15 protein-coding genes are annotated in these 13784 nt (G+C 41.6%); 6 read left to right on the top strand and 9 right to left on the bottom strand.

Annotation, left to right across the window (positions count from 1 at the left end; translation table 11 throughout):
* Window positions 1-14: 14 nt before the first annotated feature.
* Both NSQ70_RS05425 and NSQ70_RS05420 read right to left on the bottom strand, forming a co-directional pair.
* Window positions 15-575 carry a GNAT family protein gene (locus tag NSQ70_RS05425; RefSeq protein ID WP_035392472.1) on the bottom strand — a complete coding sequence of 187 codons (561 nt, stop codon included), beginning with the start codon at window positions 573-575 and terminating at the stop codon, window positions 15-17.
* Between the two features lie 14 nt (window positions 576-589).
* Complete coding sequence (locus NSQ70_RS05420; protein WP_100324869.1) at window positions 590-1456, bottom strand: AraC family transcriptional regulator; 867 nt, start codon at window positions 1454-1456, stop codon at window positions 590-592.
* Between the two features lie 113 nt (window positions 1457-1569).
* Here NSQ70_RS05420 and NSQ70_RS05415 point away from each other — a divergent pair, with 113 nt between their 5' ends.
* A complete protein-coding gene (locus tag NSQ70_RS05415) occupies window positions 1570-2946 on the top strand; it encodes an MATE family efflux transporter (RefSeq protein ID WP_160757894.1) in 1377 nt (458 codons plus the stop codon).
* A gap of 84 nt (window positions 2947-3030) precedes the next feature.
* Here NSQ70_RS05415 and NSQ70_RS05410 read toward each other — a convergent pair whose 3' ends face one another.
* The 4 genes from NSQ70_RS05410 to asnB form a co-directional block, all read right to left on the bottom strand.
* Window positions 3031-3870 carry a phytoene/squalene synthase family protein gene (locus tag NSQ70_RS05410; protein ID WP_024720032.1) on the bottom strand — a complete coding sequence of 280 codons (840 nt, stop codon included), beginning with the start codon at window positions 3868-3870 and terminating at the stop codon, window positions 3031-3033.
* Window positions 3863-5338: a phytoene desaturase family protein gene (gene crtI / locus NSQ70_RS05405; RefSeq protein WP_024720031.1), complete on the bottom strand. Its 1476-nt coding sequence runs from the start codon at window positions 5336-5338 to the stop codon at window positions 3863-3865. Before crtI (NSQ70_RS05405) ends, NSQ70_RS05410 begins: the two co-directional genes overlap by 8 nt.
* Entirely contained in the window at window positions 5335-6852 is a 1518-nt protein-coding gene (crtI, locus tag NSQ70_RS05400) for a phytoene desaturase family protein (protein ID WP_135009029.1), read from the bottom strand. Before crtI (NSQ70_RS05400) ends, crtI (NSQ70_RS05405) begins: the two co-directional genes overlap by 4 nt.
* 147 nt (window positions 6853-6999) lie before the next feature.
* Complete coding sequence (gene asnB / locus NSQ70_RS05395) at window positions 7000-8841, bottom strand: asparagine synthase (glutamine-hydrolyzing) (RefSeq protein WP_024720029.1); 1842 nt, start codon at window positions 8839-8841, stop codon at window positions 7000-7002.
* A 156-nt stretch (window positions 8842-8997) separates the two neighbouring features.
* Here asnB and NSQ70_RS05390 point away from each other — a divergent pair, with 156 nt between their 5' ends.
* Window positions 8998-9525, top strand: coding sequence for a DUF2777 family protein (locus NSQ70_RS05390; protein WP_056705140.1), 528 nt, complete (start codon window positions 8998-9000; stop codon window positions 9523-9525).
* Between the two features lie 38 nt (window positions 9526-9563).
* On the opposite strand, the gene NSQ70_RS05385 is transcribed toward NSQ70_RS05390, so the two are convergent.
* From NSQ70_RS05385 to NSQ70_RS05375, 3 genes are all read right to left on the bottom strand, one after another.
* Window positions 9564-9932, bottom strand: a complete 369-nt coding sequence (locus NSQ70_RS05385; protein WP_007499115.1) for a YisL family protein — start codon at window positions 9930-9932, stop codon at window positions 9564-9566.
* 91 nt (window positions 9933-10023) lie between these two features.
* A complete protein-coding gene (locus NSQ70_RS05380) occupies window positions 10024-10929 on the bottom strand; it encodes a fumarylacetoacetate hydrolase family protein (RefSeq protein ID WP_144678937.1) in 906 nt (301 codons plus the stop codon).
* 127 nt (window positions 10930-11056) lie between these two features.
* Window positions 11057-11599, bottom strand: coding sequence for a spore coat protein CotG (locus NSQ70_RS05375; protein ID WP_337902526.1), 543 nt, complete (start codon window positions 11597-11599; stop codon window positions 11057-11059).
* A 203-nt stretch (window positions 11600-11802) separates the two neighbouring features.
* On the opposite strand from NSQ70_RS05375, the gene NSQ70_RS05370 reads away from it, so the two are divergent.
* From NSQ70_RS05370 to NSQ70_RS05355, 4 genes are all read left to right on the top strand, one after another.
* The gene (locus NSQ70_RS05370) at window positions 11803-12897 is read left to right on the top strand and encodes a CotH kinase family protein (protein ID WP_024720025.1); all 1095 of its coding nucleotides are present in this window, start codon (window positions 11803-11805) and stop codon (window positions 12895-12897) included.
* A gap of 122 nt (window positions 12898-13019) precedes the next feature.
* The gene (locus tag NSQ70_RS05365) at window positions 13020-13181 is read left to right on the top strand and encodes an aspartyl-phosphate phosphatase Spo0E family protein (protein WP_008348605.1); all 162 of its coding nucleotides are present in this window, start codon (window positions 13020-13022) and stop codon (window positions 13179-13181) included.
* Between the two features lie 127 nt (window positions 13182-13308).
* Entirely contained in the window at window positions 13309-13530 is a 222-nt protein-coding gene (locus tag NSQ70_RS05360) for a spore germination protein (RefSeq protein WP_003211745.1), read from the top strand.
* Window positions 13531-13544: 14 nt separating this feature from the next.
* On the top strand, window positions 13545-13778 hold the full coding sequence (locus NSQ70_RS05355; RefSeq protein WP_003210877.1) for a spore germination protein GerPB: 234 nt from the start codon (window positions 13545-13547) through the stop codon (window positions 13776-13778).
* Window positions 13779-13784: the final 6 nt, after the last annotated feature.

Raw genomic sequence — 13784 nt, 5'->3', positions numbered from 1 at the left:
AATCTTAAAAACAACTATTCAAATGAATGATTCGGAAGGCTTTGCCATTCTTCTCTCAGCATCCCATACCGCATCGAATCATAATATTCCCCTTGATAGTAACGAACCTTACGCAGTCTTCCCTCAAGGATAAACCCGCATTTCTCTGCGCAACGCATCATGCGTTCATTTCCAGACCAGGTGGTCAGACCGATGCGTGGAATATCAATGTGTGAAAAGAGTTCATCGATCCATAGACGCAATGCCTTTGTTCCAACGCCCCCATTCCAAAAACGTGAGTCATAAATAAGAATCCCACACTCCAGCCAACGTGTGCGTTCATTCTCCCAATAATAAGAAACTGTGCCCTTTAATTCACCTCCGACATCAATGCCAAATAGTTTTGGCAGGACAGAATCATCCTGTAAATAGCGTTTTTTAAATGCAGCAAGCGATATGTCATGTTCAATAAAATACGGTGCATTCCACTTTCGATAGGCCTGGTCTGGTGCTTTAAACCTTAAATGCCATACCACTTCTAAATCGGTTTCGTCTAATGGACGTATGCTCACAATCTCTTCTTTTTTTCCTTTCATCTGTTCACGTTCCTTTACTTTGTCGTTCTTTTAGCAAGATGACGATACTCGATAGGCGTCATGCCTTCATTTTGCCGAAACAGCTTTGAAAAATAAGTAGGGTCATCAATGCCTACATGTTCTGCAATGAGAGCTATTTTTTCATTTGTTGAAGCAAGCAAGCTTTTGGCTTTTTCAATTTTGAGTCGATTGATGTACTGGCTCGGCGTCAGTCCGTACACGGTCTGCATGCACCTTGTCATGTAATCAGGATGATAATGAAGAATCTCTGCCAGCTTCTCCATCTGTAATTTTTGCGTAAAATGACGTTCAAGATAGTGAACCACTTCTGAAGCGACAGTCTCCTTTGCACTTGGAATATGAAATGCTTCTTTTTGTAAATGAATGAGCATTTCCTCAAATTGAAGCTGCTTTTTGAGCTGAAGTTCAGACGCATCATCATTTAAAGCGCGCATCGCTGAAAGATGCTTCTGTAGCACGCTTCCCCCTTTCACTTTTCCTTTTCGGGGCAGACGAAATTCATAGCTTGCTGCTTTTTCAAAAGTGGCTTGATTTTGCTTCATATCAAACCAGTGTTCTCTCGGCCGATCTGTAAACTCAAATGAATCGATTGAAAAATGCAGCCACTCATAAAGTGTTTCTTCTTTGCATGGCAGATGTCCACCATGGGCAAGTCCCGGTGATAAGATGATATATTCTCCCTCTTTTACGTGATGAGGCACCTCGTCTTCTGTGATCCACAGTTCACCTTTTGTGACATAAAGAAGATCAAATACGGTGAAAATTCTGGAGATATGTCGTTCTCCTCGATGGAATACACCTTTGCCTGAAGCAATATAGACTGGAAATGGCGGTACAGTAAATGTAATAAACGGACCCATATTCATCCCCTTATGAAGTCGGATTTCTCCAATAAGTTTCGGTTTCATCTCTTCTTATTATAGTCGATGCAAGGTACACTATAAATCGGATTTATACGAAAGAAGGTGATGTGATGAAACCACAAGCACTGACAATACAAAAGGTTCAAGCCAAAAGTGAAAAATCCCACCCTTCATTATTTGCATTAACTTGGCCTATTTTTATCGAAATCTCTTTATATATGCTGATGGGGAGCGCAGATACTCTGATGCTCAGCCAGTATTCTGACAATAGTGTTGCCGCAGTAGGGGTAAGCAATCAGCTATTAAATCTATTGATTGTGATGTTCAGCTTCATTACGACTGGGACGACGATTGTCATTGCGCAGCTTTTAGGAGCGAGCCGCAAGCAGGAAGCGACCCAAGTTGCCTATGTATCACTAGGCACCAACTTCCTCATTAGCTTTGTGATCAGTCTTCTTATGTTTGTGTTAGCTGTGCCCATCCTGCATATGATGGGATTATCAAGCGAGCTCATGCCAGATGCAACCGTCTTTTTACAGATTGTCGGCCTGCTTTCTTTTATTCAGGCGCTCATTATGACCTATAGTGCTATTTTAAAAAGCTATGGATTCACGAGAGATACGATGTATGTCACCATCGGTATGAATCTGTTAAATGTTGCTGGTAATTATTTGGTCATCTTCGGACCATTTGGCTTCCCTGTATTAGGTGTCATGGGTGTCGCTCTTTCCACATCATTTGCACGGTTGATCGGTCTTACAGCCATGATTCTCATTGTTCGACACCGCATTGGATTGCAGTTTTCATTCAAGCGAATGTTTTACATCCAGCGAACGCATTTAAAAAAACTGCTAAAAATCGGCATTCCTTCTGCTGGAGAACAACTTTCTTATAATGGCTCTCAAATGATTATTACGCTGTTTATCACATTTATGGGCACGCAAGCACTGGCAGCAAAAGTCTATACCCAGAATTTGATGATGTTCATTATGTTATTTGGTGCCGCCATTAGCCAAGGAACACAAATCTTAATTGGGCGCCTGATCGGGGCGAAAGAATTTGATGCGGCCTATCGAAGATGCATGAAAAGCTTATACTGGGCCATTGCCATCTCGCTTCTTTCTTCTACTGCTTTATCTTTATCATCGACGCATTTACTTACTTTTTTCACTAGCAACAGTGAGATCATTCAAATAGCGAGTCTCCTCCTCATATTGACGATTATTTTAGAGCCTGGACGTTCTTTTAATATGGTCATCATCAACTCCTTGCGGGCAGCTGGTGACGCGAAGTTTCCAGTCTATATGGCGATGATTTCAATGTGGGGCATCGGCCTTCCGATCGCTTATTTATTAGGCATTCAACTTGAAATGGGCCTTATCGGGGTTTGGATTTCTTTTATCGTGGATGAATGGGTAAGAGGTATCTTCATGTATAGGCGGTGGCGTTCAAGGGTGTGGACGGAGTACCGGTTTACTTCCACATAAAAAGGACTGCGGGTGCAGTCCTTTCAGATTGTTGACAAAGGGCTAAAACGAACGAACTCTATTTTACCCTTTGTCTTCTTTTCATTACGTAATATCTTCTAAAATAAGTGCTTTTTCTTGTGTTGAAATATATGACCGCTTCGTAAAGACGCGGTATTCGTTTTCTCTAGTTTTATCTAAAATAGCCTTATAAAAGTGAGCAGCTGCTTTCACTGGTATCCTTGAATAAAGTGGGAATTCATGGAGATGGTCAAAAAATTCCTCATAGTACGCCTCTGCCTCAAAAGCAATATATTCCCATACATGCTGGAAGGCTTGATTGACGATCCCTTCTTGTAATTCTTGCTCTGTATACCCAAATTGATCCATGACTTGTTTTGGCAAATAAATGCGGTTCCTTTCCGCCTTATCCTCACCAATGTCTCGAAGAATATTGGTCAACTGCATGCCAATCCCAAGGGAAATCGCAGCTTCTTTTAGCTGTTCTTTTTTACGCGGTGCAATGATCGGAAGCAGCATTAATCCAACTGTACTTGCGACATGATAGGAATAGATGAGCAGTTCATCTAACGTTTCATATCGATGTTGCTCTAAATCCATCTCCTGTCCTCGCAGCAGGTCACGGAATGGGGATTCATCCATACGAAACTGTTGAAATGTATACTCCAGCGCCACCCACATTGGATCATCACGATCTACTTCTCCTTGCAAGAAACGTTCAAATGCCTCCTGAAAAGACGCCAGTTCTTCCTTTGGTGAAGGAGACTCATCTACAATGTCATCCGCTCTCCTACAAAAAGAATATACGGCCCAAACAGCCTGTCTTTTCTTTTTAGGCAGCATGGAAAAGGCACGATAAAACGTTTTTGAATGGGTTTGAATGGTCTCTTCACATATTTTCAATGCTGTTTGCACATCAACCACTTAGCTTCACTTCCTTTCTGTTGTTCAGCTCTTTAAGCAGTACAGAAGCCATGAGCTTTGCACTTTGCATCACGATCGGTACCCCGCCGCCGGGATGGATGGAAGCACCTACCGCATATAGATTGTCTACATCTGCAACCTTTACTTGTGGGCGAAACACACCTGATTGAAACAAATTAGGAGCGAGGCCAAAGCTGCCGCCTTCAAACAATCCTTCTCGCATTGAATCATTCGGTGTTCTCACCTTTTGCCAGACAACCGCCTCTCGCAGCTGTGGAAAGCCTCTTTTCTCAAGACGCTCCACCATTTTATCCACAAAGTCTGTCTCTTGTTCCCAATTGATGTGATCTCCTGATGGAACAGGAATGAGCATATATAGGACACTGCTGCCTTCTGGGGCAAGGGATGGATCGATGGTCGATGGATTAAAAGTATAAAATGATGGATCTTGAGGTATCGTTTTCGTTTGGAACACCTCTCTCATATGCTGATCAAAGTGTTCTCCCATGAAAAATTGATGAACAGGTGCTTCATCGTATACTTTGTTTAACCCTAGATACACCATCACGCAGCCGGAGGATGGAACGTATTTACGCCGGTCTTGTTCACCTAAACCAAGCTGTTTTAACGCCGCTGGATAATCTCCGTTCATCACAAATGCATCAGCTGCTATGTGCTCATCATTTATTTTTGCCTTGACCACACGTTTCCCCTCAAACTCAAATTGTGCGACTTCTTCACTTTTTCTTATGTGTACACCCGTCTTTAAGAGCTGTCTCTCCAATATATCTACTAAACTCGCATATCCGCCTTTTAAATAGTAAATTCCGTGTGCGTGCTCACTATATGAAACAAGCGAATAAATCGCAGATGCTTCATACGGATTTCCTCCGACATAAAGGGTTTGAAGTGCATATGCATCTCGGAGGCGCTCATCTGAAAAATATTTTTTGAGAGAACTTTGAACGGTTCGATATGCTTTTAATTTCATTAAAATCTTCATGTTCGCTTTTGTAAAAAAGGTTCGTTTTTCATGAAATGATTTTTCTAGAAAAGCTTCCTGCCCTTCTTGAAACCGATCCGTCATTTCTTGCATAAATGTTAAATATCCCTGTTCTTCCTTTGGAAATACACGTTTGATTTCTTCTAGTTGTCGCAGTGTATCAGAGTATTTCGTATAGGAGGTTCCATCTTGATAGTGGATCGTATACAGCGGATCGAGCTGCAAGAGATCAAGAGATGTTTCATCAATGCCTACGTCATGTAAAATGCCTTTTAACATATCAGGAAGTAGGACAATGGTCGGACCTTCATCTACTTTATATCCTTTCTCACGTACAAAAGCAAGTCTCCCGCCGAGCCGTTCATTTTTTTCAACAAGGGTGACATCATGTCCAGCTTTTTTTAAATAGAGGGCTGAGATCATTCCGCCAATACCGCCGCCAGCAATCAATATATGTTTTTTCATGAGGCGCTCCCCTTTTCTTGATGTGGCACTCTTTTGTGCGTATGTTTCTCTTTTGACAGAATCGCATTTGTCGTAATACGCGCTGATTCTAAAATGGTTGGCAATCCGCTGCCCGGGTGGGTTCCTCCACCAACGAGCCAGCAGTGTTTCAACTCATCAAATTCATTATGCGGCCTGAGTACCATCATCTGCGTCAACTGGTGACCAAGATTAAATGTAGCTCCTTCATACACGTACATCTCTTCTTCCCAGTGCTTAGGCGTGATCATCCGCTCGACTTCAATATGCTGCCTGATATTCTTAAAGCCTGTTTTCCGCTCCAGCGTATCCAGCACAAGCTCTCTAAATTCTTCTTGATGCGCTTCCCAGTCAATACCGCTTTGATTATTGGCAACGGGTGCTAACACATAAAGAGCGGACTTGCCTTTTGGCGCAAGCGAATCATCTGTCACACTTGCATTTTGAATATAAATGGACGGATCATCCGGCAGCTCAAAGGTTTTCGTAATTTCTTTGACGAACTTCGCATAGTCATCGGAAAAAACGATGGTATGATGCGGCTCATCATATATCGTATCTAAACCTAGGTACAGCATAAAGGTGGAGCATGAGAATTTTTTCTTTTTCAGTTTCTTCTCGCTATATTTCTTTAAAAGACCCGGCTCTACAAGCTTTGTCATCACGTGTGCAAAATCACCATTTACGACCACCTCATCTGCCTGTATTTCTTCACCAGTTTCTAAGCGAATGCCCTTCACTTTCCTGCCTTCCGTCAGCAACTTGCCAACTCCAGTTGATAGATGAAGGGTAGCCCCAGATTCAACAGCTGCCTTTGCCATCGCTTCTGACAGCTGATTCACTCCGCCTTTCGGATGATAAACGCCTGTGTCATGCTCCATAAAGGAAAGAATTGAGAACGCTCCTGGGCATTCCCAAGGTGACATCCCTAAATATTTTGATTGGAATGTAAAGGCATATTTCACTGATTCATTTGAGAAATAATCCGACAGCACATCATATAAGCTTTTATTTAATGAGAGCTGAGGAAGTGCTTTGATGACTTTTGGACGCAAATAATGATGGAAACGATCCATTTTACTTTGTAGAATCGGCGTTAGGCGGTCCATTTTTCGTTTTGTATCATTCATAAAACGTACATACCCCTCGCCCTCACCAGGTGCAAAGGCTTCTAGCCGTTTGTACATTTCGTCTCGATCTCGAATCATATCAAGCTTCTCATCTTGAAAGATTAATCTATACATTTCTTTTAATTCAATCACATCTATATAATCATAGAGATTTTTACCGGCAAAGGTGAACAGTTCCTCTGCAATATGAATCATACTGAGAAAAGTAGGACCTGTATCAAACGTGAAATCACCAAGTTGAAACTTAGAGTTACGTCCGCCAACAAAGGACTGTTTTTCATATATATGAACATCATGTCCTTTGCTTTGCAACATCATAGCTGCTGCAAGTCCCCCTGGTCCTGCTCCGATCACAATGATTTTCATTATCCTTTTTCCTCCAAATTAATTCACTTTAAGTTAATTATACAAATTGAAGCGGTTAGATCAACTTTTGATGTGCTCTAAAAGTCTCATGTTATGTATCAAAAAAGCCGACTTCCTTTCAACAAGTGCAAGAAAGTCGACCCTTTGTTATGCTTCTATATCAATTCGATATGTTTCAAACCAATGATGAATTTGTGCCAAATGGGCAATGAGCTGTGGGCCTTTCATTAACTGACCATACCAAGGAACCTGGAAAGAAGCCCCTTCCGTTTCAATCAGCTGTTTTAATTGATGTGGATCTAAAAATTCATGAAGCACAGAATCCTTTTGCGCGAGACAATCTGTTAACATCTCTTTTACCGCCTGAGTATAAGCAGGATGATGTGTTTTCGGATAAGGGCTCTTCTTGCGATAAAGCACTTCATTCGGTAAAATTCCCTCTAATGCTTTTCTCAAAACCCCTTTTTCCCGATTTCCATACATTTTCATTTCCCAAGGAATATTCCATACATACTCAACAAGACGATGATCTGCGAATGGAACACGTACCTCAAGGCTCGCCCCCATGCTCATACGATCTTTTCGATCCAGCAGTGTTGTCATAAACCAAATCATATTTAAGTAAAAAAGTTCTCTTCGGGCTTTATCTACTCCAGTTTCCCCATCTAAAAGAGGGGTTTCTGCCACGGTTTCTTCATATTTGCTTTGCGCATATTCCTTCAGTGATAATTTCTTTTGCCATGAGTCTTGAAGAAGCTGAATGCGTGCTTCCGTTGATCTCATCCACGGAAATCCATTGGTTTCGCTTGCCATGTGAAACCATGGGTAACCTCCAAAAATTTCATCTGCACATTCACCTGATAAACCAACAACAAAATCCTTTTTAATTTCTCGGCAGAACCATAGTAAGGAAGAATCAATATCTGCCATCCCCGGCAAATCTCGCACTTCAACCGCTTCTTTCAAATAAGAAGCCAGCTCTTTTTGCCCGATGATACAGCTGTGATGATTCGTTTGAAACGCTTTGGTCATTCGATCAATCCACGGACCGTCAGCATTCGGCTGAAATTGACTTGCTTCAAAGAATTGATCATTTCCGTCGTAATCAACGGAATACGTATGCAGCGGGGCTTTCCCTATTTTCTCAAAGTGCTTGGCGGCAATGGCCGTAATGGCACTAGAATCCACACCGCCCGATAAAAACGTACATACAGGCACATCAGAGACAAGTTGTCTTGTAACAGCATCCGTAAAGAGTTCCTTCACGTGCTGAGCGGTGTCATCAAGCGAATCTGTATGCTGCTTGCTTTTGACATTCCAGTACCTCCACACACGCAAACCATCTTTTGAGAAGGTTAAGGCATGAGCAGGTCTCAGCTCTTTCACCCCTTTAAATACGCCTTGCCCTGGTGTTCTAGACGGCCCTAAACCAAAGATTTCTGATAACCCTTCATGATCCACTTTGGCTTTCATTTCAGGATGAGCTAGAAGTGCTTTGATTTCTGAGCCAAACAAAAAGGAATGATGACGTTCTGTATAGAAAAATGGCTTGACACCGAGCCGGTCTCTCGCTGCAAATAATAATTCACGCTCACTATCCCAAATGACAAATGCAAAAATTCCATTAAAATGGGTCACACACTCTTCCTTCCATTCTGTATAGGCGTGAAGAAGAACCTCTGTATCAGAATGCCCAAGAAAGCGGTGCCCCCTTTTGAATAATTCTTTTCGTATATCCTCCGTGTTATAGAGTTCTCCATTGTATACCACCGTATAATCATGGTGTTGATGGGTATATGTCATCGGCTGCTTTCCGCCTTCAACATCGACAACGGCTAACCGTTTATGGCCGAAAAGAACGTGCTCACTTTTCCACGTATTTGTATCATCCGGCCCTCGTTTAGATAATGTATCTGTCATTTGATTGATTACATGATCCTGTTGGATGAGCTGCTTTTTAAAGTCTGCCCAGCCTGTTATTCCACACATCATCATCAGCTCCCATCCGTTTTTCATCAAGTGTTCTCATTTAGCCTTTCTTAGTTTATGCATCGGCTCCTTGATAGTTGATTTGTCCTTTTTTCCCCCTGTGTATAGGACAAGCTTCATTTGGTAAGAAAAGAAAGAGGAAAGGAGCTTTTGCTCATGGAGAACCGAATGACATATCTTCAGCAAAACCACCCAAAATGGTGTAACGGGTACTTACTGATGGAAAACGGTCATTGTCTGATTGAAGACGAAGAAGGAGACATCATGCTACCTGAAAGCCTTCAAAGTTCTATGATCTGTTTGAAAGAAAAGGATCGATGGACAAAAGGAGAATTGCTCGGGTCTGTCGTTCTTTGTGAGAATGGGAAGTTGATGGAGGTAAAAGGCGGTGAACGCATTCAATATACAGCGTCTCTTTCTAAAGGGTGGCTTGATTTGCTCATGTTCGTACCGGAAAGCGTCTTTTATCAGATCATTGACTATGTAGAACAGCTTGGCTTTTCCGTCTATGATTGTATCTTCTCTTCCTTCCATCCTTCTCATCGCGTGTCTTTTTTTCAGTTTTCAGGAGACATGCAATCACTTGCCCTTCAATGCCACCATCATTCGGGTACAAATCAAGTTCAATTGGAATGGACGACGTCTGACGGTCATCGGCTGATGTCTCAGTTTGATCTCACATAAAAAGGGCACTGCTTTTGATAAGCAATGCCCTTTTTATCTTAAAAGATATGGAAACCGATCGGCAGACGTAAGCCGAGAAGAATGGTCACAATAGCAACCACGATAAAACCAATGAATACACCCGTCACCGATTTTCCTTTTTTCTTGCGTACAAGGACCATTTCCATGAAACCAATCACAAGAATACCAAGTATCATTTTTCCAACATACTCGCCCCCGTAACCCGGGATTTTCATTCCTGTGCGAACATACAGCTCTACACCTGTTGCAATAATAATCAAGTAAAATAGGCGTACGATCATATGCACAATTTTAGCGCCTTTATCGTTTTTACCTGCTAATGCAAAGGCAACGAAAAATAAAATAATACCTAGCACCCACGCTGTAATATGTAAATGTGTTCCCATTTGTGATTTCCCCCTTTATCAGAACAATTACCTTCTCATCGTACCACGAAATAAGTCGAACACAAAGCGACAATCCTGTGTCAACACGCCTTTATTTGACGCGATTTGATAACGTCCCAATTGGTTCAATTGTTACTTCAACCTGATCGCCTGAGGCTAAAAATTTTGGCGGTTCAAAACCTTTGCCGACTCCAGAAGGTGTACCTGTTGCAATGATGTCTCCCGCTTCCAGCGTCATCCCTTTTGAAAGAGTTGACACAATGTCTTCAATTGGGAAGATCATTAATTCCGTACTGGCAGACTGACGAACCTCTCCGTTTACCTTTGTTTCCACATGGAGTGCTCCATGATCCTTGATCACTGACTTGTGAACGATATAAGGTCCCATTGGACAAGTTGTATCTAAGCTTTTTCCGATGAAAAATTGTTTGTGTTTTTTCTGCAAATCTCTTGCCGTTATATCATTTAAAATGGTGTAACCGAAAATGTAGTCGTGGACCTCTTCAGGAGCAATATTCTTTCCTGTTTTGCCAATGACAATGGCAAGCTCCCCTTCGTAATCCAATTCACTTGTCACATCTTCATGGAGAAGAATGTCCGCTTCATGCCCTACAACAGAGGTAGGCGCCTTTGTAAAGATCATCACGTCTTTAGGAATATCTGCCGCACTTCCCATTTCCATGACGTGATCTTGATAGTTTTTCCCAACACACATGATGTTTTTCGTTGGTTTTGGAATCGGTGCATGGAGTGTCACGTCCGAAAGCGGATAGACATAAGAGCCGCGGTCTTCTTCTTTTTTCTCCGCCCAATCAAGAAGCTGTTTGACGTGTTCGACAAACTTGTCCCCCATGTTGATGCATTCAGATAAAGAGTTTGGCAATGTCTCCAGCTCAAATAGTTTTGCTTCTGCCTTTTTGACGTCCATCACCCATTCATCATCAATGACGACCCCGATAAACAATCTGTTATGTATCTCACCTGTAAAAAACTTCATGTTTTCCCCTCACAATCTTCATTTCACTACATTATGATGTCTCATTTTTATTTCTCTACGAAATAAAAAAAACCCTTTTTTATCATACTCTCTTTTAAAAAGGGTTTCAAAAATGAAGACCTGATATTTAGCGGTAGCGTCGATACTCCCACATATTCCCTTGATCCCATTTACGATCAACATTTCCTTGATGGCGGGAATGATGTTTTTTCTTTCCGCATCTTCGGCAAGAGTGACTCCGTTTATGGTGATGAGAACGTTTAGATCGATGGCTGCGGTGTGATTTGCGGCAGCTTTTCTTATGATGTGATCTGTGTTTGCTGCGGCATGATTTTTTTGGTTTACTCTTTTTACTGCGGTATGACTTTTTGCTTTTATACGACTTTTTGCTTTTGCATGGTTTCTCGCTCTTTACACTTTTCTTTGAGCAGCGACTTTTTTTAGAGCGATAGCTTTTTTTAGAGCGATAGCTTTTATGGCTTTTTTTGCTGCGATGTGACTTACGGCAGCCTCCTCCACCAAAGAACCAGTGACGGCGATTTGAATGACGAGAACGAGATGATTTGTGCGAATATCCCGATTCTGGTTCACGATCTAAGTGTTGATCACGCCCCTCACTTCGAAGTGAATCAACTGCATGTTCAATATGCGAATGATCAAATGTGCTCACGAACAATTCCCCTCCCAAACTGTGCTCTGACAAAACAAACAGACAAAGCTGTTTATCTTCTCTGCTTTATGTTACGAGACTCGGTAGACAAGTGTTCTTGGCGAATGCCTCTTTCTTAGAAAACTCCATGAATACCTACCAGCAGGTACAGGACATTCCTTCATTTTCATATAGTGGAGGAGATATAGGAGGGTGATGAACGCATGGACACAGAACCTTTAAAACAACTGGATATCTGGATTCATCCAAAAGATCTCATGGAATTAAAAAAGGACGTATGGAACGATGAACCCGTCGAGGCCATTCTGAAAACCGGCCAAACGAAGTCACATATTTATGCCTCATACCGAGGATCACACATCCGAAAGCTCAAGAAAAAATCCTATCAAATTGAATATCGAAAACCAAAGCAAAGACAGGGTGAATCCCTTTTTCACTTAAATGCAGAGTACAATGATCCTTCTTTCATTCGCAACAGGCTGTCTTTTTATTTCTTTGAACAGATGGGTGTATTCAGCCCATCCGCTTCTCATGTGTTTCTGACCATTAATGGAAGAAAAGAAGGCATTTATTTAAAAATAGAATCTGTAGATGAGCTGTTCCTCCAAAAACGACAGCTGCATGGAGGCGGCATTTATTATGCTGTAGATGATGACGCCAATTTCTCTCTTTTAAGTTCATTTGATAAAAAGCCAAAAAAACATCTTCTTCTCGGTTATGAGAAAAAAACGGGAACTTCTGAACACGACAAGCAGCTGAGTGAATTTATTTACTTTTTGAACACCGCAAGGGACGACACGTTTGCAAATAAGATTGAGCAGTACCTTGATGTAACACAATATTTCCGCTGGCTCATTGGTGTCGTGTGTACCCAAAATTTTGATGGCTTTGTTCATAACTATGCGCTTTATGTGAATGATCAAGGAAGGTTTCAAGTAATGCCTTGGGATTATGATGCGACTTGGGGTCGTGATATTCATGGAGAAGAAATGGCGTTTGATTATATTCCAGTCAGCGGTTTCAATACATTAACCGCTAGATTGCTAGACATCCCTGCATTTAAAAGAGACTATTATGCCCTTTTCCAGCACGTACTAGATACACATTTTTTAGAAAAACGGCTTCTCCCCATCATTGAGACATGGCATGCTTCGATTGAGCAGCGAATTGGAGAGGATCCATATACGAAAAACCGACAAGACATGCTGCGTTCAGAGCGAGAATTAATCCGACAGTATATCAACAAAAGACGACGTTATTTACAAACTGAGATTAAAAAAGAGACATCGCGCCTGTAAACACACTTTCGAATTTTGTCACTTTAGTTCTCATATTGACGAAAGAGCTTTTTTTATAGAAAAATAGGGTATACTAACCATATCCTTCTATTTGATAAAAAATGTGAGAGTTGGCGTCCGTTATGATCAATTATGAAATTGAACAAAAAAGATTACATTTGATTGAGACCGCAAAAAAATTCGGAATGAATGCCGAAGAAACTATCAGGTGCAGTCAAGAGCTTGACACACTCTTAAATAAAGGCATTAAAACCACCTCTAAAGAATGCTCGAATAAAGGGTAAACCATACACTTCATTCCTCTCATCAAAGTTCTTCAAAAAGACAATCACATATTAAAAGACCCATCATAAGCTATGGTGAAACGCCCAAAAACGAAGTGCCCTATTTTTCTAAAGGATGTGCACCGCTATGCCGGCTATTGTTGGAGCCTTTAAAGTAAATGCCGTCGGAACGAGCGGAGTCGTTCATGTTGGAGACTGCATCACCATTTCTCCAAATAGTCAGGTTAAAACGTTTGCTGGCGCAGGCAGTTTTAACACTGGTGATCAATTACGCATTAGCAACTATAAAAGTGTGACAAATACGTATGATAGTGATGTCATTGATCAACCGCTTGTTGGTAACTTGTAAGGAGTGAGAATCCGTTGAACTTCTATATTAATCAAGCGATACAAATTAATTACTTACGTGTGGAGTCTGTGAGTAACTCATCCGTTCTGCAAATCGGCAGTGCTGGATCAATCAAAGCACTCTCCAATCTGTATAACACTGGTAGCTACGTAGAAGCAGCACCTGCCGCAGCAGGCACACAAGGAATTGAAGAGTCTCAAGGCGCAAGCACGGCACCTTTTGTACCGCTTCAGTCACCAACAACATAAGTTCAT

This window comes from Bacillus sp. FSL R5-0397 (assembly GCF_038593395.1).
Lineage (GTDB): Bacteria > Bacillota > Bacilli > Bacillales > Bacillaceae > Bacillus > Bacillus altitudinis.
The sequence above is the reverse complement of the archived record's forward strand: the minus strand, read 5'-3'. Positions and strand labels throughout refer to the sequence as shown.

Coding starts and splice junctions, on each gene's coding strand:
- NSQ70_RS05370 (WP_024720025.1), top strand. CDS start 11,803: ATGGACACAGAACCTTTAAAACAACTGGATATCTGGATTCATCCAAAA.
- NSQ70_RS05425 (WP_035392472.1), bottom strand. CDS start 575: ATGAAAGGAAAAAAAGAAGAGATTGTGAGCATACGTCCATTAGACGAA.
- asnB (WP_024720029.1), bottom strand. CDS start 8,841: ATGTGTGGAATAACAGGCTGGGCAGACTTTAAAAAGCAGCTCATCCAA.
- NSQ70_RS05420 (WP_100324869.1), bottom strand. CDS start 1,456: ATGGGTCCGTTTATTACATTTACTGTACCGCCATTTCCAGTCTATATT.
- NSQ70_RS05380 (WP_144678937.1), bottom strand. CDS start 10,929: ATGAAGTTTTTTACAGGTGAGATACATAACAGATTGTTTATCGGGGTC.
- NSQ70_RS05360 (WP_003211745.1), top strand. CDS start 13,309: ATGCCGGCTATTGTTGGAGCCTTTAAAGTAAATGCCGTCGGAACGAGC.
- NSQ70_RS05415 (WP_160757894.1), top strand. CDS start 1,570: ATGAAACCACAAGCACTGACAATACAAAAGGTTCAAGCCAAAAGTGAA.
- crtI (WP_024720031.1), bottom strand. CDS start 5,338: ATGAAAAAACATATATTGATTGCTGGCGGCGGTATTGGCGGAATGATC.
- crtI (WP_135009029.1), bottom strand. CDS start 6,852: ATGAAAATCATTGTGATCGGAGCAGGACCAGGGGGACTTGCAGCAGCT.
- NSQ70_RS05365 (WP_008348605.1), top strand. CDS start 13,020: ATGATCAATTATGAAATTGAACAAAAAAGATTACATTTGATTGAGACC.
- NSQ70_RS05385 (WP_007499115.1), bottom strand. CDS start 9,932: ATGGGAACACATTTACATATTACAGCGTGGGTGCTAGGTATTATTTTA.
- NSQ70_RS05390 (WP_056705140.1), top strand. CDS start 8,998: ATGGAGAACCGAATGACATATCTTCAGCAAAACCACCCAAAATGGTGT.